Here is a 21,229-nt window from a genome sequence, read left to right on the forward strand (position 1 = left end):
CCCCGCCACCCCCGTCGGCAGTGTTGCCGGTCGCCCGCCCCCCGTCGCATGCCCTGGGTTCTGCCCCGCCAGCGCACATTGCGGCCCGCACAGCCGCGCCGCTGCCGCCGCGCGGGCCCCCAGCTGTCTTCTGATTTTGCTATTATTATAATAGCTGTTTGCGCTTTATGGATAAGCGCTAGAGGCCAATTTGGCTTGTAATCAGGAGGCTGCGTGCACCCAAGCTGCGCGGCGCTGGATGTGTCCCGTGCCTTATGCGAATCGACCCCGCGCCCGCGCTACCTGAATGCGCGACGCGCCCATGCCATGGCTGGGCCAGCGCTGGCCAAGGTGTGCAGCGGTTTGCAGGCCGCAAGCCGGGCAGGCAGAAGATTTCCGCGCCTGCGCCGAAGGCCTTGTCTGTGGCAATGTCGACAGCACGCGGCCTCCCGCTGACGTTGTTCCCCTTTCACTGTTTCCCTTTTACTGTTTCCCATTCGTTTTTTACCCAGGAGAACCCCATGACACTGCACCGCATCACCCGCCCCGCACTCTTCGCCCTTGCCCTGCTTGCCGGCCAGGCACACGCCCAAGCCACTGCCCCCGTGGCGGTGGACGGCGCCTGGGCGCGTGCCACCGTGCAGGGCCAAAAGGCCACGGGTGCCTTCATGCGCCTGACTGCCAAAGACGGCGCGCGCCTGGTGCGCGCCGAGTCGCCAGCAGCCGGCGTGGTCGAAGTGCACGAGATGAAGATGGAAGGCGACATCATGAAAATGCGCGCCATACCCGCGCTCGACCTGCCTGCCGGCAAAACCGTCGAGCTCAAGCCCGGCGGCTACCACGTCATGCTGATGGACCTGAAGGCTCCGTTGGCCAAGGGCTCCAACGTGCCTGTGACCCTGGTGTTCCAGGATGCCAAGGGCGCCGAAACCCAGCTGCCACTGCAGCTGCCGGTGGCCTCGCAAGCACCTGGAGCAGCGGCCTCCGGCATGGGCCAAGGCGCAGCGCACTGAAACAAGCACTGAGCACCGGGGGCTTTCCGGAACGCAAGGCATTGGAGTAAGCTGTGCCAACACGACGCCCTGCGGGGCGCGTGCCACAGACCCACCTATTGCGGAGCGGCCATGAGCGACACATCCAACTTCGGTTTCGGCAAATTCGTCCCCGGCTTTGACTTTCTGCAAAGCCTGGCCAAAGGGGCCTCCAGCAGCATTCCCCAGCTGCCCAACCTGTCGAACTGGGTGGCGCCCACCATCAGCGTCGAAGAGCTGGAAAAACGCATCGACGAACTCAAGGCCGTGCAGTTCTGGCTGGAGCAGAACTCGCGCGCCCTGACCGCCACCGTCCAGGCGCTGGAGGTGCAAAAGATGACGCTGGCCACGCTCAAGGGCATGAACTTCAGCATGGGCGACGTGGCCAGCGCCTTCAAGCTCAAGCCTGCCGACGGCGTGATGGGCAGCATGCAAAAGGCTGCCGAAACCTTTGCCGGTCGGGCCGCTGCAACTGCTGCAGCAACCCCCGCGCCCGCCGCCACTGCGCCTGCGCCCGCAGAACCCGTCAAGCCAGCCCAGGCCGCACCGGCCGACGATTCCAAGGGCTCCCAGGCCCCCGAGCCAACCGTGGTGGACCCCATGCATTGGTGGGGCGCGCTGACCAGCCAGTTCCAGCAGATTGCGGCCAACGCCCTGAAAGACGCCGCCAAGCAGACCAGCATCGATCCCACCCATAACGTGGCCACCGGCCTGGCCAAAGAAGCCATGAAGACCGCCACCGACATGGCCAGCCAGTTTGCCGCCAAGGGCATAGAGACCATGCAGGCCGGCCAACGCGCTGCTGCCGGTGCGGCCAAAGCGCCCGCTGCCAAAAAGTCTGCTGCAAAAAAGGCACCTGCCAAATCTGCCAGCAAACCCGCCGCGAAACCCGCCGCCAAAAAAGCCACGGCCCGCCGCGCACCGCGCAAGTCGGCGGGCTGAGATCACTGATCTGGCGGTGCTGCGGGCAGCGCCCGCCACTGCCCGAGAGGTCACACCATGAAACTATTTCCCACCGGCCATGCCACCCACCCCCAGTGGCGCATGGCCGCCGCACTCGTGCTGGCCCAGTTGCGGGCCCAGATGTCCCTGCCCGAATACGCATCCGCACCCACGCTGGGCCTGCTCTACATCACCGACCACTACGCCAGCGAGGCGCAGGCGCTGTTCGACTATCTGAGCAGTGAACTGCCCGAGGTGACCGACTGGAGCGGCACCGTGGGCGTGGGCGTCTCGGCCAGCAACGCCGAGTATTTTGACGAGCCCGCGCTCTCCGTGATGCTGCTGGACGTGCCCGCCGACCAGTACCGCGTGTTTTCCGGTGTGGCCCCGTTGCCGCGCAATCCGGCCAGCGGATTTGAGGCTTACACCGCGCTGGTGCATGCCGATGGCCATACCGCCGAACTGGCCGAGCTGCTGGACGAGATGGCCGCGCGCACCGCCACGGGTTACCTGTTTGGGGGGCTGAGCGCCAGCCGCAGCAACAACGTGCAGTTTGCGGTGGGGGGTGACGGCAACATGGCCGGGCAGGGCGGCGCCAGCGGGGTGTTTGACGGCGGGCTTTCGGGTGTGGCGTTTGGCGCCGGGGTGGCGCTGGTGTCGCGTGTCACGCAAGGTTGCCAGCCCGTGGGCGTGCAGCACACCATCACCGCCGCGCACGAAAACGTGGTGCTGCAGCTCGATGGCGAACCTGCGCTCGATGTGCTGCTCGACACGCTGGAGGTTTCTCTGGACGGTGGCGACCCGCAACCCGCCCTTCGCAAGGTGCGCGCCACGCTGGCCGGGCTGGTCAATGCGGGCGAGCAGCCCCAGGGCCAGCGCCGCACGGGCCATTTCGGCACCGACACGCGTGTGCGCCACATCGTGGGCCTGGATGCCACCCGCCGGGGCGTAGCGCTGGCCGACCATGTGGAACCAGGAATGCACCTGACGTTTTGCCAGCGCAATGTGGCGGCGGCGCGCGCCGACCTCATGCGCATCTGCGCCGAAATCCGCGAAGAGCTTTCGCCCGAAGAGCTGGAGACCGCACCGTTGGTATCGTCCGATGCGCAGGGCGGACAACAGGCCGCAGCCCCTGGCGCCTCCGCTGCTGGTGCGCTGCCACAGACGGGGCGGCGCATCTGTGGCGCGATCTACGTGAGCTGCTCGGGCCGGGGCGGCCCCCACTTTGGCGGCCCCAGTGCCGAACTGCAGATCGTGCGGCATGCGCTGGGCGATGTGCCATTGGTGGGTTTTTTCGCCGGCGGTGAAATTGCGCACCACCACCTGTATGGCTACACCGGCGTGTTGACGGTGTTTGTTGGCGCGTGATGCTGCGCGGGCAGTAGCGCCTGACTTGGCGTACCGTTGGCTTGGTGGTGCGCCGCTGGCCTCAGCCTTCAGGTCAGCAACCCGCGCGCCTGACAGTCATGGGCTTTCTGTCGAAGTTTGTCTGGAGCGCGGGCGATGCCCGTGGCCTCAGCCGCCTTCCGTGGGCAGTCCGCCAGCATCCCATTCGGGCAATCCGCCACGCAGCCAGTACACCGACTTGAAGCCTTTGGCGGCTGCCACCTTGGCCGCCTTGTAGGACTTCCAGCACTCGGCTCCATTGCAGGCAAAGATCACCGGCTTGGTCTTGTCGAGGGAAACCTTGTCGAACGCCTGAAAGTCGTCCTGGGCCGCGTTGAAGGCCACATCCTTGAGGCTTTTCTCCATGTAGGCGGCCAACACCGCGCCCCGGATGCGCTTGGCTTTGAATTCCTTCTCGGTGCGCGTATCCACCACCACGGCGCCCTGGGCCTGCAACTGCTGCGCCTCCTTGGCGGAAATGCGGGTCACGCCGGGCAGGCCGTTGGGTGTGAACAGGCCCAGTTCGGCCACGCGGCGGTATTCCTGGGCGTCGGGGCGCTGGGTGACCGGCGTCAGCCCGCTGGACACCGTGGCCGTGCCGAACCACTGGCCCAGCTTGCTGCGTGTATCGGCGGGCAGATCCTTGCGCACCACGATCGTGAAGCCGCCCGGCACCGGGTGCGAGGTGGCCAGCACGCGTGCCACGCCGGGGTGGCCCGCCGACCACTCGGCCCATTCATCGGCGCGCACCACGGTGGCGTCCGCAACGCCCAGCGACAACGCGGACAGGCCTGCTTGCGGGTATTTTTCATGCTTTACCGATTTCAGGTCCTGGAACGACAGCCCGGCTTCATTGAGCATGCCGCGCGCCATGTAGGTGTAGACCGAGTCCTGCTGCGGCAGATAGAGCCGCTGGCCTTTCATGGCCGCCACCGCAGGCACATTGGCTGCGCCGATCAGCAGGTATTGCTCGGATTTTTGCGTGGCACCCACCAGTTCATAGCCCCGCTGCAAGGCCGAGGCAGCAACCTGTGCAGGGCCGATGAACACGTCATAGCCCGCGCTGCGGGTGGCCCGCATCACATCGGCCAGGTCTTCGCTGGTGCTGAGCTTCAGGGGCTGGCCTGCTGCCTGTGTCAGGCCTGTTTCCAGCGCACTGCGGACGATGGTGTGGGCCGCCTTCTTGGCGGTGGGTTCCACCGCCACGATGGCCGTCAGCTGGGCCTGGGCCCAGGGGCTGACGAGCAGACACGCCAGCGTGACAGCGGTCCATTGAAAGTTGCGGGGCATGGCATTTCCTCTTGAATTGTTGAATGGCGGCGCTTCAATTTCACCGTGGCTTGCCGCAATGGGCGGTGCGGCGCCGGATTCCACCACGGTGCGAGGCCGCACCAGGGCACGCCCTGCCTGGACACCGCCGCAATCCGGCATAGCCCGCGCTTTGGCCTGGCAACTTCCGGGCGTGCGCGTTTGCAACACAGTGAACCGTCTGGCAAATATGCCCCAAGGGTTTGACATTGCGAACACCTGCAGCGGATTTGTTGCACCTGTTTACATCTGTGCTCCAAAAGCGCTTCGCCAAAAACGGCTTCCCACACAAAATCCGCCCAGCCCCTTCTGTGGCGTCGGGCGATCCGGCGTTGCAAGACGGACTTCACCTGTTTCCTTTATTTCCGGAGGACCCTGCCCATGAAGAACCCGATGACACTGCCACGCCGCCACATGCTGGCCGGAAGCGCTGCCGCACTGAGCGCGCTGGGGCTGGCTGGCTGGACTGGCGTTGCACGTGCCCAGGCCGCAGCCACGCCCAAGCCGTTGCCGGGCTACGCCGGCTGGAAGAGCGCCAATGCGCTGATCGTGCACAGCGGCAGCACCCTGGAAACCCGCCGCGCAGCCTTCGGCACCAGCGTGATCACGCCGTCGAACCAGTTGTATGTTCGCAACAATTTGCCCGCACCCGACGCCGCCGTTCTGGAGAACCGCGATGCCTGGACCGTGTCCATCGAGGGCGTCAAAAGCCCGCGCGCGCTGAGCCTGGCCGAGCTCAAGACGCTGGGCATCGACACCGTCGCCACGGTGCTGCAGTGCTCGGGCAATGGTCGGGGGTTCTTCCCCAGCAAGCCCAGCGGTACGCCGTGGACGGTGGGTGCCGCCGGTTGTGTGGTGTGGAGCGGTGTGCCGCTGCGCAACGTGGTGGCCGCCCTGGGTGGGCTGGTGGACGGCATGGCGTATGTCACCGGAACCGGTGGTGAAAAGCTGCCCGAAGGTGTGGACCCTCTGACCGTTCTTGTCGAGCGCTCGGTGCCCCTGAAGGCAATGGACGACGCCCTCCTGGCCTGGGAAATGAACGGCGAGCCGTTGTCACTGGCGCATGGCGGGCCACTGCGCCTGGTGGTGCCAGGCTATCAGGGCGTGAACAACATCAAGTATGTGAAGCGGCTGGCGTTCACGCCGGCACAGTCGCAGGCGCGCATCATGCAGCATGGCTACCGCATGTCGCCGCCCGGCACCAAGGCCAGCCCGGACCAGCCCTCGGTGTGGGAGATGACGGTCAAGTCCTGGATCAACAGCCCGCTGCCCGAGCAAGGCCCCCTCAAGGCCGGTGTGGCGCAGATCCACGGCGTGGCGTTCGGCGGCATGCACGCCGTCAAGGGGGTTGAGGTGTCGGTGGATGGCGGCAAGACCTGGCAGGCGGCGCAACTCGTGGGCCCCGACCTGGGCCGGTTTGCCTGGCGCCAGTTCGTGCTGCCGGTGCGCCTGGGTGCGGGCACCCATGTGCTCGCCAGCCGTGCTACCGACATGGCAGGCAATGTGCAGCCCCAGCAGCGCGAGGAAAACGTGGGTGGCTACAACAACGCCAGCTGGAACGATCACGCCGTGACCGTGACGGTGGTGACCTGGCATGGGCTGCCCAGGGCTTGGGCGGTGGGTGGGCTGACCTTGCTGGCCGGCGCCAGCGTGGCGGCCGACCCTGCCGAAATAGCGCGCGGCAAGCTGCTGTTCACCACCCTGCAGCCGGCCTGCGCCGTTTGCCACACCTTGCAGGCGGCCGGGGCTGAGGGGCAGATAGGCCCGGTACTCGACGAGCTCAAGCCCGATGCCGACCGCGTGCTGCGTGCGCTGCGCAATGGCATCGGCGTGATGCCGTCCTACGCCGAAAAAATCAGCCCGCAAGACATGCAGGCTTTGGCACGCTTTGTCGCCCAGGCCACGGGTGCGGCATCGCCTTGAACGGGCCGTCCGCCCGCCACGAGTCTTGTGGCGGGCCTTTCCTGGCGCTGTGGTTTCGCTCTGGCGCCTTCCCTGTAAAGCGGCTGCAGCCGCTTCATCCGTTTTGGGTGCTCATGCCCCCTTGGCTGCCGGCACCAGCACGTTGGCGCCACGTCCTGCGGCCATTCCCTGGAACGCAAAATCCACCTCTGGCACGCGCCCGCTCACGATGTCGCCCAGCGCCTTGCCCGAACCGCAGGCGTGCGTCCAGCCCAGCGTGCCGTGGCCGGTGTTGAGAAACAGGTTGCCCACCTTCGTCTGGCCGATCAGCGGCACGTTGCTGGGCGTTGCGGGGCGCAGGCCGGTCCAGAACTGCGCCTGGCTCGCGTCGCCCGCACCGGGAAAGAGTTGCTCCACGCGGCGCACGATGGCGTCGCAGCGCACCTGGTTCAGGTCGCGGTTGTAGCCGTTGAGCTCGGCGGTGCCAGCAATGCGCAACCGGTCGCCGCCGCGTTCGCTGGTGTAGCGCGAGAACACCAGCTTGTACTCGTCGTCCGTCAGGCTCACTTGGTGCGCCCGGCTCGCGTCCTTCACCGGCATGGTCACCGAATAGCCCTTGGCCGGGTAAATGGGCAGGCGGATGCCCAGCGGCTGGGCCAGCAGCGGGCTGAACGAGCCCATGGCCAGCACAAACGCATCGCCACGCACGCGCTCGAAGCGGCCTTCGGCGTTGGTCAATTCCACATGGTCGATGCTGCCACCCACTTCGCGCAGCGCAGTGATGTGGTGCCCCAGGCGGAACTGCACGCCCGCCGTCTCGCACAGTTTGGCGAGTTCGCGCGTGAACTGGTTGGCGTCGCCCGACTCGTCCTCGGCCGTGAACGTGGCGCCCGCCAGCTGCGGGCGGATGTGGGCCAGGGCGGGCTCGATGCGCACGGCCTCGTCGGCGCTGATGACCTGGCGCTCGCAGCCCAAACCGCGCATCTGCTCGGCGGGGGCCAGAGCGCCGTCGAACTCCTTGGCGTTGGTATAAAAGTGCAGGATGCCCTGCGTGCGCTGGTCGTACTGGATGCCCGTGTCCGCGCGCAGTTGCTGCAGCACGCTGCGGCTGTAGGTGCCCAGGCGCACGATCTGCTCAATGTTGTGGCGCGTGCGCGCCGGGGTGCAGTTGCGCAAAAAGGACAGGCCCCACAGCCACTGGCGCATGTCTGCGCGGATGCGGAACAGCAGCGGCGCATCCTCCTGCCCCAGCCACTGCAGCACCTTCAGCGGCGCGCTGGGGTTGGCCCAGGGTTCGGCGTGGCTCACCGAAATTTGCCCGCCGTTGGCAAAGCTGGTTTCGGCGCCGGGGGCGCCCTGGCGGTCGATGACGGTCACCTCGTGGCCGAGTTGCTGCAGAAAATAAGCCGAAGTCACGCCGAGCAAGCCGGCACCCAAAACGATCACGCGCATGATTTTCAAAGCCTTTCTGGGCTCTGGCGCTTGAAAGACGTGCGCTGGCAGCTATAAATTCAATAGCGTGCAGCTGGCGCATGACTGCCCAAGCTGCCGCTCCCCCTGTCCTTGGTACCTGAGAGATTCACCGCCCAGCCCACATGGCGTGCGGTTTGCTCCTTCGGTGCGCCACACGGGTGTGGCGGCTCTCCAGACGGCTTTGATGAATGGTGCAGTACGGGACCTGAGCGTGTATGGGAGTTTGCGCCTTCGGTGCAGCGGCGGGCTTGCGGCCCGCCATGCTCTCCTGCGGGGGCCATTCTAGGAGCGCGCTGGCGGCGGCGGGGTGGTTTTGCGGGCTAATGGGCAGCAATCGTTGCTGATGCTGGCGGGGCAGGACGGGCCTGCGCCTCGCCATAATTCGCCCAGCTTTACCCCAAGGATGTACGCCATGCCTGTTACCGCTTTTGATCCCTTTGCCAGCGCGGCCTTGCTCACCATGGCCCGCCAGGGGCGCATGCCCCGGCCACTGGATTTGCCCCTTGCGCTGCGCCCGTGCGATGCGGACCAGGCGTATGCCGTGCAGGACGCCGTGGTGCACGAGCGCGGCGAGATCGCGGGCTGGAAGGTGGGCGCCGCATCCCCCCAGGCGTTGCCCGCGCGCGCAGCGCTCACCCGCGATTCGGTGTTTGTCGCGCCAGCCGGGCAGGCGCTGAATATGCCTGCCGCCGGCTTTGCCGTGATGGGAGTCGAGGCGGAACTGGTGTACGAGCTGGGCATCGATCTACCCGAGCGCCCAACGCCTTACAGTGCGGCCGAGGTGCTGGCGGCCATGGCATCCGTGCGTGCCGCCATCGAGGTGTGCGACACGCGCTTTGCCGCCTGGGCGCAGCAGGGCGCGTGGAGCCGCCTGGCCGACCAGGCCTGCCACGGGGCACTTATCGTGGGTTCGGGCACGGCCGATGTGGCTGCAGTGCAGCCCCTGGCACAAGGAGTGAGCCTGTCGGTGAATGGGGCGGTGGCCGTGCAGCACGCCACCTGGAGCAACCCGGCGGGCGACCCCCTGCGGTTGCTGACATGGCTGGCCAACGAAGGCGCGCGCAGCCTGGGCGGGCTGTGCGCCGGCCAGTGGGTGACCACTGGTTCATGCACCGGTACCGTGCTGGTGGCGCCGGGCACGGTGGTGGTGGCCGACTTCCCGTGCCTGGGCCGCGCCGAGCTTCAGCTGGGCTGAAAACCCGCCACGCCTGCACCCGGTTGTGCCGATCCGCGATACATAGCGCTTATTGGCGCTCAGTTGTGCCCGGTTGCAATCAGTTGCGGCGGGGGTTGTCGGGCTGGCGGTCGCGGCGGTTGGGTACGCCGTCACCGTCGCGGTCCCGGTCGTAGCGGTTGGCCACGCCGTCGCGGTCACGGTCCCAGCCGCCGCGCTGCATGGCCCAGCGGCCGTCGTGCTCTACCCAGCGGGGTTCGCGGAAGTGGTAGCCGGGGCGGGCCTTCACCCAGTGGCCTTGCATCCACACATGGCGGTGGCCGCGCCATTCCCAGTGGCCGGGCACCCATGCCATGCCGCGCCGATGGCGGGGCACAGCTTCGTAGCGCGGGGGCGGTGGGGCCTGGTATTGCACCAGCGCCGGGGCGGGGCGCTGGTAGTGGGGGCTGCCCGACTGGATGACGATAGTGGCGCCAACCTGTGCATGCGCCGCCGTCAAGGCGCTCAGCGACAGCAGGGCGATGGAAGCGGCGGCGAGGGCTATGCGTGCCATGGTGTTCTCCTCAGAAGGGATTCCGTGTGGAACCGGGAGCCTTGATCGTGGGGGCGCTGCGTCAAGCGCGTGTAGGCGCTGTGCGAAGTGTTGTGAAGTTGTGTTTCAGCGCGCCGACTGGCGTGCAGTATTCAGAGTGTTTTTGGCCTGTAACGCACTGCTGGTAAGCGCTGCATGCTATGAAAAACATGTGCTAGCGGCGCATGCCTGCAAACGCCTCGAACTCCCAGCTGCGCAGCGCCAGCAGCAGCGTGTAGCCCTCGCGTTCGCTTTGGGGCAGTTTCTGGTCGGCCAGGTGCTGCTGGGCAAAGTCGTGCGCCACGCGCTGCATGCGTTCCATGAAAGCCGGGGCCAGACTGCGGCTGATGGCGCCGTGCACCAGCAGTACGCCCTCGCCTGGGCCGTCAAAGCCACCCGCAAAGTAGTCGAGCAGTGCGTGCTCCCGAAAGTAGTTCATCACCGCGCCGTGCGGGCGCCAGCGGAAGGTCTTGGCGAGCTTGAGGCGGTAGCGGTTGAACGGCCGCAGCTCGATGATGCCGATGCGGTCGAGCTGGGCCAGGTACTGGATGCCCTCGGCCTCGGTCAGGCGGTAGGCGGTGGTCACCTGCTCCAGCGTCCACTGGCTCAGCACGCAAATGGCCATCAGCAGCAGTTTCTTGTCGGCCACCACGGCCCGCTCCTGCTCGGGGGTCAGCTCCCTGAGCAGCGGCTGGTTGTCGGCCACATGCCGGGCCAGGTCGGCAAAGTCCAGCGCCAGCGCGCGGCAGATGGCGTCGATGCGCGACAGCGGCATGTCGCCCCTGGCCAGCATGCGCTTCACGCTCGATTCGGCCATGCCCAGGGCCTGCGCCAGGTCGGCGTAGGTCATCTGGGCGGTCTTGAGTTCCTTCTTGAGGGCGGCAACGAGATCGGCGGTGGTGCTCATGGGTATTGATTATGGATACCCAAGGTGCTATCGGTAGCGCCCTGAGCGACTTTATGCCTCCAATTGCCCCGGCCTTGCCCACACTGCGCGGCATCACCCACTACCGGCCACGCAACACCATGACCTTTGACCATTCACTTCCCCGGGGCGGCCTCACCCGGCCTGAAACCGGCCTGCTGCTGGGCGCCGCGGTGCTGCTGGCACTGGCGATGCTGGGCCCCGCCGTGCCTGCCAGCGAGCACCAGCATGGCTTTGCCGATCAGCGCATGCTGTGGGGTCTGCCCTGCGCGCTGGACGTGCTGACCAACCTGCCGTTTGCCCTGGCGGGCCTGCGGGGGCTTGGGTTGCTGCGGGGGCTGCAGCGCGGCGCGGTCGATGCGGTCACGCGCGCCACGGCGGGCCTGTTTTGTATGGGCTTGCTGTTGACATCGATCGGCTCTACCGTTTACCACCTGCACCCCGATGACGCAGGCTTGCTGTGGGACCGGCTGGGCATGGCCGTGGCCTTTGCCGGGCTGCTGGGCCTGGCGGGGGCGAGCCGCGTCAGTCTGCGCGCGGGTGGGGTGGCGGCGGCCGCCATGGTGGTGGCCGGGCCGGCGGCCGTGATGTGGTGGGCGCACACCGGCAACTTGCTGCCCTGGGCGGTGGTGCAACTGGGCGGCATGCTGGCGGTGACGGCCATGGCGTTGCTGCCCACGCGGTGCGGCGCACTGGCACTGCAGCTGGGCGCCGTCATGGCCTGGTATGGCGCGGCCAAGCTGTTCGAGGCCGCAGACCACGCGGTGTTTGACGCGCTGGGCCAATGGGTGTCGGGCCACAGCCTCAAGCACCTGCTGGCGGCAGGTGCCGCATTGCCGGTGCTGGCCGCGCTGGCCACAGTGCGCACCGGCCCGCTGCCTGCGGGCGCAGCAGTCACGGTGTGCGGGCAGAATGACGCGCCACGTCACCCCGGTGTGCGGGCGCACTTCATGCGCCAGGGCACCGGCACCAGAACAGCGGTGGACCCGGCGCGCAGCCGCAGACCCCGCGCCCAATAACCCGTGACGGAACCGAGGACCAACGCATGACCCCCGAGACCCTCTCTGACAGCGCCACCAGTGCCACCAGCGCAATCAGCAGCCATCCTGCCCCTGGCGCACACGCCGACCCCAACCAGTTCGCCCTGTTGCGCCAGCGCCGCTTTGCGCCCTTTTTCTGGACGCAGTTCTCGGGGGCGGCCAATGACAACCTGTTCAAGTTCGCCTTCACCGTGATGGTGACGTACCAGCTCAGCGTGTCGTGGCTGCCACCGGCCATGGCGGGGCTGGTGATCGGGGCGCTGTTCATCCTGCCGTTTTTGTTGTTCTCGGCCACCTCGGGGCAATTGACCGACAAATACGACAAGACGCGCATGATCCGCCTCGTGAAGAACCTGGAGATTGCCATCATGCTGGTGGCCGCTGGCGGGTTCATCGCGGGCAATGTGCCCATCCTGCTGCTGTGCACCTTCCTGATGGGAGTGCACTCCACGCTGTTCGGCCCGGTCAAGTTTGCGTACATGCCCCAGGTGCTCAGCGAGCGCGAGCTCACGGGCGGCAACGGCATGGTCGAGATGGGCACCTTCGTGGCCATTTTGCTGGGCAACGTGGCGGGGGGCCTGCTGGTGGCCATCCCCGGCATTGGGCACACCACGGTGGCCCTGGCCTGTGTGCTGCTGGCGCTGATGGGGCGGGGCGTGGCGCAGTTCATCCCCCCGGTGCCCGCCACCGACCCGCACCTCACCATCAACTGGAACCCCTTCACCGAGACCTGGCGCAACCTGAAGCTGGCGCACGAAAACATCGTGGTGTTCCGCTCGCTGCTGGGTATCAGCTGGATGTGGTTTTTTGGCGCGGTGTTTTTGAGCCAGTTCCCCAGCTTTGCCAAAGAGGTGCTGCATGGCAACGAGCAGGTGGCCTCGCTGCTGCTGGTGGTGTTTTCCATCGGCATTGGCACCGGCTCGCTGCTGTGCGAGGTGCTCTCGCGCCGCCATGTCGAGATCGGCCTGGTGCCACTGGGCGCCATTGGCATGAGCGTTTTTGCCATCGACCTGTATTTCGCCGCGCGCGGCCTGCCCGCTTCCGATGTGATGGGCCTGGCCGCCTTTGTGGCGCAGCCCGCCCACTGGCGCGTGATGGCCGACCTGGCGCTGCTGAGCCTGTTTGCCGGCCTGTACAGCGTGCCCATGTATGCACTGATCCAGATGCGCAGCCAGCCCACGCACCGCGCGCGCATCATCGCGGCCAACAACATCTTGAACGCTCTGTTCATGATTGCCAGCTCGCTCATTGCAGGCGCGTTGCTGGGCGCGGGTTTCACGGTGCCGCAAATCTTTTTGTTCACCGGCATTGCCAACGCGGTGGTGGCGTTTTACATCTTCATGTTGGTGCCCGAATATTTGCTGCGTTTTGTGGCCTGGGTGCTCTCGCGCTTTGTTTACCGCTTCAAGGCGCAGGGCGACGAAAACCTGCCCGTGCAGGGCGCGGCCGTGCTGGCGTGCAACCACGTGAGCTTTGTCGATGCGGTGCTGCTGATGGCCGCGAGCCCCCGGCCCATCTATTTTGTGATGGACCACCGCATTTTTCGGGTGCCGGTGCTGGGCGCATTGTTCCGCCTGGCCAAAGCCATTCCCATCGCCCCCTACAAGGAAGACGCCGCCACCTACGAGGCTGCCTTCGAGCGCGCGGCGCAGGTGCTGCAGGGCGGCGACCTGCTGGCCATCTTCCCCGAAGGCGGCATCACGCGCGACGGGCAATTGCAGCCGTTCAAGGGCGGTATCGTCAAAATTCTGGACCGCGCCCGCGCCGACGGGCTGGACGTGCCCGTGGTTCCGATGGCACTGACCAACCTGTGGGGTTCGTACTTCAGCCGCATCGAGCAAGGCGGCGCCATGGTGCGGCCGTTCCGGCGTGGCCTGTTCAACCGCGTTGGGCTGAACGTGGGCACCCCCGTGGCGGCCGCCGAGGCGCAGCCCGAGTTATTGCGTGAGCGCGTGGCGCGCCTGCTGGCGGCCTGACGGCTTGGTGCCACCTGTCATCAATGCACAGCCTTCATGAGCGGCCTGTGGGCCCCCGCACCATGGCGTTTGAGCCATTCACGCTGAATTGGCCGAAGGGCTTTGGCAAGCCCGCGCGGCCTTCGAAATATCCCGGCGCCAGATCAATAACGCCGCCAGTAGCCAGGCGGGGGCGGCGGTGGCGCCATGGGGGCGGCGTAGCCCGGCCCGGGTGCCCCCGGGCTGGTGAGCATGCGGCCATACACCGGCACCTGGTGGCCGCGGGCATACATGCACTGCACATAGGCGCTGTCATAGCCGCGCTGGCTGCCGTAGCCCGCAGATTGCGAATTGCCAGCGCCCACGCTGGAGCCCATCAGCAGGCCCATGCCCGCGCCCACCGCCGCGCCCTCGTGGTTGCCGCCCAGGGCGGCACCGGCCAGGGCACCGATGGCCGTGCCCACCACCGCGCTGCCCACGGCGCTCTGGTTGACGGCTTCGTTGGCGCCGCCCACCTGCATGTGTGCGTATTGCCGGCAGTTGACGTCGTCGTACCGGAACTGCTCAAAACTCTTGGTGCTGCCGGGCAGCACCGTCACGCTGGGGCCGGTGGGCATCACCGTGCAACCGGTCAAGGCCAGCACCAGCAGCGACACGCTTGCGAGGGAAAGGGGTTTCATCATGATTCCTCAAGTGGGAAATAAGGCGCCTGCGTGGCGCCAAGACCATGGGGCTTGGGGGCTTGGCCAGTCATCAGTTGGCGGGTGGCTGCGCCGGCACCTGCAGCCAGCCGCCGGGGCAGTTGGTGACATAGGGGTAGTAGCCATCGGGTTGGTTGCAGCGGTACCAGTAGCCCTGGGGCTGCTGCCCATTGGTGCCGCCGCTGTAGCCCGGGGCGTCGTAGCCGCGCTCGATGTACACGGGCGGCTCGGCGGGCACCGCCACCACCGGCGGCGACCAGCCGTAGGGGTCGGCATAGTAATAGGGGTAGGCCGGGCGGTAGACGGGATAGCCATAACCCGGGCCCAGGTAAAGACCGATACCCACCCGCGCACCCCGGTGTCCGTGGCCGTGCCCGCCGCGATCGGCCCACGCAACGCCACTGGCGGCCAGCGCCGCAGCGGCCATCCCGGCCCATGCGAGAGGGCGCAGTTTTTGCCACATCATGATTTCACCTCGGTGATCCGTAGGAAGCAGGTTTCGGGGCACGGCGACGCAGAAAAGTTCCGGGGCCGCTGGCCTCCACTATGCCGCATTGCGACCATGGCGGCTACCGCAGCCGGGCTGGTGGCCGCGCAAGCGCGGCGTGAAGGCGGCATGTGGAGTGCGCGCGGTGGACCGTCGCGCTCTGTCGAAATTTCAGTAAAAAAGGCCTGTAACGCTTTGGAATCAAGCGCGTACAGCTATTTAATTCATAGTGTTCAAAAAGGAAAAAACCATGAGCAAATCACTGCGGCTGTCTGAAAAATGGTTTCGCCGCGGCCTGTGGCTGGTAGCGCTGGTGTTTGCCAGCTTTCTCATCGGCCTGGGCGGCACCATCGTGGGCGACCTGCCCAAGGTCGAGGCCCCACTGCGGGTGGACGACTTTCTTGACAAGCCGGCCGCCCAGGCCCTGCGCAGCCAGGTGCAGACCGCCCGCCAGGCGGAGCAAGAGGCGCAGACCGCGCTCGAACAGGCCCAGTTGCAGCGCAGCAAGGCCCGCAGCGAAAGCCAGGCCGCGCGCGAAACCTTCAACAACTGGCTGGCCACGCGCAGCGTCACCCAGCGCGCCGAGCACGACCCCGATGTGCTGGCCCGCACCCAGGCGCTCGATGCCCTCAAGCAGGCCGAGCGCACCACCCAGCAAGCCGTAGAGGCACAGCAGCAGGCCGCGCTGGATGCCCGCCAGGCCGCCGCCGCCGCCCAGGCGCGCCTGAGCACGCTCGAAGCCGCAGGCTACGAAAAGCTCAACGCCGAGCGCCGCAGGGTCGAGCTGCGCGTGTTCCTGTACCGCCTGGCGCTTACGCTGCCGCTGCTGGTGGTGGCGGGCTGGCTGTTTGTAAAAAAGCGCAAAAGCACTTACTGGCCGTTTGTGTGGGGCTTCATCTTTTTCGCCTTGTTTGCATTCTTTGTCGAACTCGTGCCCTACCTGCCCAGCTACGGCGGCTACGTGCGCTATGTGGTGGGCATCGCCATCACGGCGCTGGTGGGGCGCTATGCCATCCTGGCGCTCAACCGCTACCTGGAGCGGCAAAAGCAGGCCGAGTCCTTGCCCGACCAGCAGCGCCGCAAAGAGCTGGGCTACGACGTGGCCCTGGCGCGCCTGGCCAAAAGCGTGTGCCCCGGCTGCGAGCGCCCGGTCGACCTGAAGAACGACAAGATCGATTTTTGCCCCCACTGCGGCATCGGCCTGTTTGACCACTGCGGCCACTGCAGAACGCGCAAGAGTTCATTTGCCCGGTTTTGCCATGCGTGCGGCACGGGGGCACAGGCCAGCCAGTCAACGCAGCCCGGGCATTCGCCCGTCACCCCCGCGTGATACAAAGGCAGGCGCAGTTCAGGGCCTCACCCTGGGTGCCGCGTATCCTTTTCACCCCAACCACTTCGGGAGCCATCATGGGTTTCTTTTCCAACATCTTCTCCAAGATTTTTCCGTCGGCCAACGCCGCTGAAGTCGTGGTGGCCGCGCCACCGGCACCCGCCGCCGCGGGCGTACCTTCAGCCCCTCCAGCACCGGCATCCATCGCGCTGGGAGACGTGGCGCCCATCCTGGACGCCATGCCCGGCGCCAGCGCGCTGAACTGGCGCACCTCCATCGTTGATCTGCTCAAACTGCTGGGCCTGGACAGCAGCCTGTCGGCGCGCAAGGAGCTGGCTGCCGAACTGCTTTACAGCGGCAACGACGAACCCGGCTCGGCCGCCTGGAACATCGGTCTGCACAAGCAGGTGATGCGCAGCATTGCCGCCAACGGCGGCACGCTGCCGGCCGATCTGCGCGATTGATCTGCGGCGCCGTCGCGCCGCCCCAGAAGGCCCCTGTCGTCTTGCATGGCAGGGGCCTTTGCTTTGGGCGCCGTCAGGAGGCGGTGCGCGCCAGCAGCCGCTGCCGCGGCTCCCAGGCGCATTCCTCGAACAGGATGGCCAACGCCGCGAACCCGCTGCCCAGGCCGGTGAGCGCGCGCCAGGGCCAGCGCAGCAACAGGTGCAGCAATTTATGAACGATTTTGGCTCATTGCGCTTGTGTGAAAAGCGCTAACAGCTATTAAATAAATAGCAAAAAGGCGCCTCCATCAACCCATGTTCACACCCCGCGCTCCCGGTCCGCCTTGAATTGCGCGCGGAACTGCGCAAACTGCCCTGCCTCCAGGGCTTCGCGCACTTCGCGCATGAGGTTCAGGTAGTAGTGCAGGTTGTGGATGGTGGTGAGCATGGGGCCCAGCATTTCGCCGCAGCGGTCCAGGTGGTGCAGGTAGGCGCGGCTGAAGCCGCCTCGGCCGCCTTGGCTCCACGGCACGCCCGCGCTGCCGGCGCAGGCGTGGCAGCTGCAGGTGGTGTCCAGCGGCTGGTGGTCGGTCTTGTGGCGGGCGTTGCGGATTTTGAGGTCGCCAAAGCGCGTGAACAGCGTGCCGTTGCGCGCGTTGCGGGTGGGCATCACGCAGTCGAACATGTCCACACCCTGCGCCACGCCTTCGACCAGGTCTTCGGGTGTGCCCACGCCCATCAGGTAGCGGGGCTTGTGGGCGGGCAGCAGATGCGGCGTGTGCGCCATGATGCGCAGCATTTCGTCCTTGGGCTCGCCCACGCTCACGCCGCCCACGGCATAGCCGGGGAAGTCCATCTCGACCAGGCGCTCCAGGGATTCGGCGCGCAGGTTCTCAAACATGCCGCCCTGCACGATGCCAAACAGGGCGTTGGGGTTTTCGAGCCGCGCAAATTCGTCCTGGCTGCGGCGCGCCCAGCGTAGGCTCATCTCCATGCTCTTGCGGGCCTCGGCCTCGGTGGTCAGATGCCCCTTGGTTTCGTACGGGGTGCACTCGTCGAGCTGCATCACGATGTCGGAGTTGAGCGTGGTCTGGATCTGCATGCTCACCTCGGGCGACATGAAGAGTTTGTCGCCGTTGACGGGAGAAGCAAAGTGCACGCCTTCTTCGGTGATCTTGCGCATGGCGCCCAGGCTCCACACTTGAAAGCCGCCCGAGTCGGTGAGGATGGGTTTGTCCCATTTTTCAAAGCCGTGCAGGCCGCCAAAGCTCTGCATCACGTCCTGGCCAGGGCGCATCCACAGGTGAAAGGTGTTGCCCAGGATGATCTGCGCGCCCATGTCGTGCAGGCTTTGCGGCATCACGCCCTTGACGGTGCCATAGGTGCCTACGGGCATGAAGATGGGGGTTTGCACCACGCCATGGTTGAGCGTGAGCGTGCCGCGCCGGGCGTGGCTGGTGGGGTCGGTGGTGAGAAGGTCAAACTGGAGCATGGGCGCGATTGTCCCAGATGGGGCCACACCGCCATGCCGCGCTGCGCGCTGCCCACGCGCCGCTACACTGGTCCGAACTGTTCAATACAAAGGAGTTGTTGCCATGATCAAGATACTTATCGCTGTGGATGGCTCGGCCCTCTCGCTCGACGCCGTGCACCATGTGCTGCGGCTGGTGCAGGACGGCCTGCGCGCCAGCGTGGTGCTGACCAATGTGCAAGAGCCTGCGTCGCTGTATGAGCTGGTGGTGTCGCGCGACCCCGACCTGATCGCCGCCGCCAGCGTGGAGGCCGGCGAGCACCTGATGGCGTCGGCCCGCGCGCTGCTGCAGGCGGCCGGCCTTGGCTGCGAAACCGCCGTGGGCGTGGGCGACCCGGCGCATGTGCTGGTGGACATCATCGAAAGCTCGGGTTGCGACATGGTCGTGATTGGCGCGCGCGGCCAGGGTGCCATCAGCAGTGCGTTGCTGGGATCGGTGTCGCAAGAGCTGGCCCATGCCAGCCCGGTGCCGGTGACCATCGTGAAACACCCCGAGGTGCTGGAGGTGCAAGACGACCTGGAAGGTGCCGCAGACGCAGCAGTTTGACCTGCAGATGCGCGAAGGGCCGCAGTTCGCGGCCCTTGTGCAGAATTAAATGAATGCTTGACCGGCTTCAGGCGGCCTTGCGAAACGGCTCGGCCGTGCGCTGCAGCTTGCCGTGCGGCAGGCTGGCCAGGCGCTTGAACATGCGCCGCACGTAGCCGTTGACCCACAGGCACTTGTTGAGCTCGTCCACCGGCAGGGGGCCTGACACCACCACGATGTCGTTGGCCACATCTTGCGCACCTGCTGCGCGCAGGCGTCGGCGCGTATTGTTGGCCCACGACTGGATGCGTGTGGGGCTGCCGTGCTGGTGCACCTCGCCCGTGTGCACATCAAATGCAATGGCCACCGTGTCGGTTTTCAGCTTGAACCGGCGTTCACCCGTGACCGCGCTGGGCGTGTCACGCATGTCGTACAGGTAGTAGCTGCCTGCCTTGAGCTGGTATTGCATGTCCATGGGATTTCCTCTTTAGCGGCATTGTCGAGGGCGCACGGTGCAGGCAATGGCAGGTTAAAGGGTGGGAAAGGGGCTCTTTTTGGGAGCCCTTCGCCAAGGGCCATGCCGGCGTCGGTGCGCGTGCCATTTTGGCGGCACGTCGGCGCGTCAGGGGCAAACTTGAGGACGATGTCGTAACGAGTTGTGAGCTGGCGAGGGCGGCGGTGATGGCATGGGCTTTCTCCGGTGCTGCGTGCCACCCGCGGCGCGTGACGCTGGCGCGGCCCAGGCCAGGGCAGCCGTGCAAGGGCCGCCCCGCCGCACTGGCTGCGTCCCCCTTTCCGACTCGCGAAGCGAGGAGAGAGAAGGGGGAAGGCGCGCAAGCGCCTCAGGGGGATGTACGCTAGAAGTCCACCAGGCTCAGCCCCAGGCTGAGCACCGTGCGCTTGTGGTTGTAGTCGATCATGCTGTCGCCGTAGCCGCTGAACAGCTGGGTGTGCAGGCGCAGGTTGCTTTTGCCACCACCCAGCCCCGTGCCCAGGGTTTGCAGCCATTCCAGCCGGGCCGAGCCGCGCCCCGTGCCGGACAGCGAGTGGCGCACCGTGGCGCCCAGGGTGTTGTCCTTGTCCACGTTCCAGAACACCTGCACTTCGCCCCGGCCGATGTAGTCGCTGATGCCGGGGTTGTCGTCGCTGGTGCGGTCTTCGGACAGGCGCTTCCAGACGCGCGCGCGCACGTTCCAGCGGTTGTCCAGCTCCATGCCGGTCATGAGATAGGCGCGGTTCCAGCTGCGCGACAAGGGGTTGCTCTGCCCGTTGGACTGGTGCACCAGCCCGACGCCGCTGTAGCGCCAGCGCCAGCCAAAAGGCAGTTGGGCGTCGGTGGGATACACATAAATCACCTCGGGCTCATGGTCCGTGGTGCGGAAGGGGCGCGAAATGTTGGGGCTGAACAGCTGCCAGTGCGACTGCTGCGTGTAGCCAAACCACAGCGAGTCTTTGAGCGTGGGGTGGCCCCGCGTCAGCATGCCCTGGGCCAGCTTGGTGCGCACCGACAGCTGAATGCGGTTTTCGGTGCGCCGGTAGGGAGTGATGTCGGCAGCGGTGCGGTCCTCGGCATCCGAGCTGGGCTGGCGGTTCACGCTGTCGGAGGCCACCACCGACACGGTGATGGGCCGGTAGCCGCGAAAGCTGAAGGTGCCGCAGTCGGTGCCCGATTCCAGCTCCCAAAAGCGCGAGATGTCACTGTATTGGGTGTCGCGGCAACCTGCGGAGCTTGCGACATCGATGATGCGGGTGGCCGGCAGCCGGGCGTCCACCGGCAGCGCAACCGCCGACGCATCGGCGCCCTGGCCGGTTTCGCCCGCGCCCGCTGCACCCGCCTTGGCCGACGCACCCGGCGCCTGCCAGGCCTGCTGGCCGGCCCACTGGTCGAAGCAGGCCAGTCGCGCCTGGTTGTCGTCGCCCAGGGCTGCGCACCGGCGCCATGCAGCGTCGCCGCTGGCGGGTGCGCTGGCGCTGGCGGGCGTGGGTGCGTTTTGGGCCAGGGCGGCCCCGGCCGGTGCCAGCAATGCCAGCGCCAGTGCGGCGCCGTGGCGGGCGCTCATTGCCAGCCCGCCTGCTTGCGCAGCACGAAGGGGAGGGTGGTGGGGGGAGTGGCGTTGTTCCATGTTCCGTGTATTTCCTTGCCGCAACTGCCATCGACCACCTGGCCTGTCCAGGTGGCGCTGATGTTGGTGCCGTTGACCGATTCTTCCAAAGTCAGTTCGCCCGCGTTCACATCGCCGCTGAGCTGTGCACTGGCGCCGCCACGCTGCACGGTTCCGCGCACGCTGTGGGCCAGCTCGGGATGGGGGCCAAGCTGCAACAGGGCGGTGGCATCGGGCGGGTGCGCCGCATCCGGTGCGGCGGCCTGCAGCGTGGCGTGCCAGCGGCCCTGCAGGTTCTGGTGGTTCATGTTGGCAGCAGCCGGGCAAGCCGTCGCGGATTTTGGGTCGTTTTGGCCTGTAGCGCTTGTAGGACAAGCGCTGATAGCTATCAAAATGTAAGTAATCGCAGGCCGAAGCGTGGGC

Annotated in this window: 22 protein-coding genes, 1 pseudogene and 1 riboswitch; of the genes and pseudogenes, 12 read left to right on the top strand and 11 right to left on the bottom strand. The window is 66.6% G+C overall.

What is annotated here, in order from left to right; genetic code table 11:
• Positions 1-500: 500 nt before the first annotated feature.
• From B7Y64_RS12155 to B7Y64_RS12165, 3 genes are all read left to right on the top strand, one after another.
• Positions 501-992 carry a copper chaperone PCu(A)C gene (locus tag B7Y64_RS12155; protein ID WP_291323955.1) on the top strand — a complete coding sequence of 164 codons (492 nt, stop codon included), beginning with the start codon at positions 501-503 and terminating at the stop codon, positions 990-992.
• 111 nt (positions 993-1,103) lie between these two features.
• Positions 1,104-1,952 (top strand): PhaM family polyhydroxyalkanoate granule multifunctional regulatory protein, encoded by an 849-nt coding sequence (locus B7Y64_RS12160; protein ID WP_291323954.1) that lies wholly within the window; start codon positions 1,104-1,106, stop codon positions 1,950-1,952.
• Between the two features lie 57 nt (positions 1,953-2,009).
• The gene (locus B7Y64_RS12165; RefSeq protein WP_291323953.1) at positions 2,010-3,320 is read left to right on the top strand and encodes an FIST N-terminal domain-containing protein; all 1,311 of its coding nucleotides are present in this window, start codon (positions 2,010-2,012) and stop codon (positions 3,318-3,320) included.
• A gap of 147 nt (positions 3,321-3,467) precedes the next feature.
• On the opposite strand, the gene B7Y64_RS12170 is transcribed toward B7Y64_RS12165, so the two are convergent.
• Positions 3,468-4,628 (bottom strand): rhodanese-like domain-containing protein, encoded by a 1,161-nt coding sequence (locus B7Y64_RS12170; protein WP_291328983.1) that lies wholly within the window; start codon positions 4,626-4,628, stop codon positions 3,468-3,470.
• A 399-nt stretch (positions 4,629-5,027) separates the two neighbouring features.
• Between B7Y64_RS12170 and B7Y64_RS12175 the strand changes: the two are divergent.
• Together B7Y64_RS12175 and B7Y64_RS12180 are read left to right on the top strand one after the other, a co-directional pair.
• Positions 5,028-6,230 (top strand): annotated as a pseudogene (locus tag B7Y64_RS12175) (sulfite oxidase); the annotation flags it as partial.
• A 66-nt stretch (positions 6,231-6,296) separates the two neighbouring features.
• On the top strand, positions 6,297-6,569 hold the full coding sequence (locus B7Y64_RS12180) for a cytochrome c (protein WP_291329033.1): 273 nt from the start codon (positions 6,297-6,299) through the stop codon (positions 6,567-6,569).
• Positions 6,570-6,680: 111 nt separating this feature from the next.
• Here B7Y64_RS12180 and B7Y64_RS12185 read toward each other — a convergent pair whose 3' ends face one another.
• Positions 6,681-8,000: a D-amino acid dehydrogenase gene (locus B7Y64_RS12185; RefSeq protein WP_291328985.1), complete on the bottom strand. Its 1,320-nt coding sequence runs from the start codon at positions 7,998-8,000 to the stop codon at positions 6,681-6,683.
• 95 nt (positions 8,001-8,095) lie between these two features.
• A riboswitch (glycine riboswitch) is annotated at positions 8,096-8,206 on the bottom strand.
• 227 nt (positions 8,207-8,433) lie between these two features.
• Here B7Y64_RS12185 and B7Y64_RS12190 point away from each other — a divergent pair.
• Positions 8,434-9,216 carry a 2-keto-4-pentenoate hydratase gene (locus B7Y64_RS12190; protein ID WP_291328987.1) on the top strand — a complete coding sequence of 261 codons (783 nt, stop codon included), beginning with the start codon at positions 8,434-8,436 and terminating at the stop codon, positions 9,214-9,216.
• A gap of 79 nt (positions 9,217-9,295) precedes the next feature.
• On the opposite strand, the gene B7Y64_RS12195 is transcribed toward B7Y64_RS12190, so the two are convergent.
• Positions 9,296-9,748, bottom strand: a complete 453-nt coding sequence (locus tag B7Y64_RS12195; RefSeq protein ID WP_291328989.1) for a hypothetical protein — start codon at positions 9,746-9,748, stop codon at positions 9,296-9,298.
• Positions 9,749-9,941: 193 nt separating this feature from the next.
• Positions 9,942-10,673 (bottom strand): helix-turn-helix transcriptional regulator, encoded by a 732-nt coding sequence (locus B7Y64_RS12200; RefSeq protein WP_291328991.1) that lies wholly within the window; start codon positions 10,671-10,673, stop codon positions 9,942-9,944.
• Positions 10,674-10,726: 53 nt separating this feature from the next.
• Here B7Y64_RS12200 and B7Y64_RS12205 point away from each other — a divergent pair, with 53 nt between their 5' ends.
• Together B7Y64_RS12205 and B7Y64_RS12210 are read left to right on the top strand one after the other, a co-directional pair.
• Positions 10,727-11,710, top strand: a complete 984-nt coding sequence (locus B7Y64_RS12205; protein WP_291328993.1) for a hypothetical protein — start codon at positions 10,727-10,729, stop codon at positions 11,708-11,710.
• Between the two features lie 26 nt (positions 11,711-11,736).
• Positions 11,737-13,707: an MFS transporter gene (locus B7Y64_RS12210; RefSeq protein WP_291328995.1), complete on the top strand. Its 1,971-nt coding sequence runs from the start codon at positions 11,737-11,739 to the stop codon at positions 13,705-13,707.
• Between the two features lie 143 nt (positions 13,708-13,850).
• On the opposite strand, the gene B7Y64_RS12215 is transcribed toward B7Y64_RS12210, so the two are convergent.
• Both B7Y64_RS12215 and B7Y64_RS12220 read right to left on the bottom strand, forming a co-directional pair.
• A complete protein-coding gene (locus B7Y64_RS12215; RefSeq protein WP_291328997.1) occupies positions 13,851-14,366 on the bottom strand; it encodes a YMGG-like glycine zipper-containing protein in 516 nt (171 codons plus the stop codon).
• Between the two features lie 73 nt (positions 14,367-14,439).
• Positions 14,440-14,853: a hypothetical protein gene (locus B7Y64_RS12220; RefSeq protein ID WP_291328999.1), complete on the bottom strand. Its 414-nt coding sequence runs from the start codon at positions 14,851-14,853 to the stop codon at positions 14,440-14,442.
• A 96-nt stretch (positions 14,854-14,949) separates the two neighbouring features.
• On the opposite strand from B7Y64_RS12220, the gene B7Y64_RS12225 reads away from it, so the two are divergent.
• The 3 genes from B7Y64_RS12225 (at position 14,950) to B7Y64_RS12235 (ending at position 16,668) form a co-directional block, all read left to right on the top strand.
• The gene (locus tag B7Y64_RS12225) at positions 14,950-15,150 is read left to right on the top strand and encodes a hypothetical protein (RefSeq protein ID WP_291329001.1); all 201 of its coding nucleotides are present in this window, start codon (positions 14,950-14,952) and stop codon (positions 15,148-15,150) included.
• Positions 15,125-16,204 carry a zinc ribbon domain-containing protein gene (locus tag B7Y64_RS12230; protein ID WP_291329002.1) on the top strand — a complete coding sequence of 360 codons (1,080 nt, stop codon included), beginning with the start codon at positions 15,125-15,127 and terminating at the stop codon, positions 16,202-16,204. Before B7Y64_RS12225 ends, B7Y64_RS12230 begins: the two co-directional genes overlap by 26 nt.
• A 77-nt stretch (positions 16,205-16,281) precedes the next feature.
• Positions 16,282-16,668 (top strand): DUF3597 domain-containing protein, encoded by a 387-nt coding sequence (locus B7Y64_RS12235; RefSeq protein ID WP_291329004.1) that lies wholly within the window; start codon positions 16,282-16,284, stop codon positions 16,666-16,668.
• A 73-nt stretch (positions 16,669-16,741) separates the two neighbouring features.
• On the opposite strand, the gene B7Y64_RS12240 is transcribed toward B7Y64_RS12235, so the two are convergent.
• Together B7Y64_RS12240 and tgt are read right to left on the bottom strand one after the other, a co-directional pair.
• Positions 16,742-16,876: a hypothetical protein gene (locus B7Y64_RS12240; RefSeq protein WP_291329006.1), complete on the bottom strand. Its 135-nt coding sequence runs from the start codon at positions 16,874-16,876 to the stop codon at positions 16,742-16,744.
• Between the two features lie 90 nt (positions 16,877-16,966).
• Complete coding sequence (gene tgt, locus B7Y64_RS12245) at positions 16,967-18,139, bottom strand: tRNA guanosine(34) transglycosylase Tgt (RefSeq protein WP_291329008.1); 1,173 nt, start codon at positions 18,137-18,139, stop codon at positions 16,967-16,969.
• A 103-nt stretch (positions 18,140-18,242) separates the two neighbouring features.
• On the opposite strand from tgt, the gene B7Y64_RS12250 reads away from it, so the two are divergent.
• Entirely contained in the window at positions 18,243-18,725 is a 483-nt protein-coding gene (locus B7Y64_RS12250) for a universal stress protein (protein WP_291324680.1), read from the top strand.
• 67 nt (positions 18,726-18,792) lie between these two features.
• Here B7Y64_RS12250 and B7Y64_RS12255 read toward each other — a convergent pair whose 3' ends face one another.
• From B7Y64_RS12255 to B7Y64_RS12265, 3 genes are all read right to left on the bottom strand, one after another.
• A complete protein-coding gene (locus B7Y64_RS12255) occupies positions 18,793-19,179 on the bottom strand; it encodes a hypothetical protein (RefSeq protein WP_024813899.1) in 387 nt (128 codons plus the stop codon).
• A gap of 382 nt (positions 19,180-19,561) precedes the next feature.
• Positions 19,562-20,764 (bottom strand): phospholipase A, encoded by a 1,203-nt coding sequence (locus B7Y64_RS12260; protein ID WP_291329010.1) that lies wholly within the window; start codon positions 20,762-20,764, stop codon positions 19,562-19,564.
• On the bottom strand, positions 20,761-21,114 hold the full coding sequence (locus B7Y64_RS12265; RefSeq protein WP_291324681.1) for a hypothetical protein: 354 nt from the start codon (positions 21,112-21,114) through the stop codon (positions 20,761-20,763). Before B7Y64_RS12265 ends, B7Y64_RS12260 begins: the two co-directional genes overlap by 4 nt.
• Positions 21,115-21,229: the final 115 nt, after the last annotated feature.

This window comes from Acidovorax sp. 35-64-16 (assembly GCF_002281195.1).
GTDB classification, from domain to species: Bacteria; Pseudomonadota; Gammaproteobacteria; order Burkholderiales; family Burkholderiaceae_C; genus Acidovorax; species Acidovorax defluvii.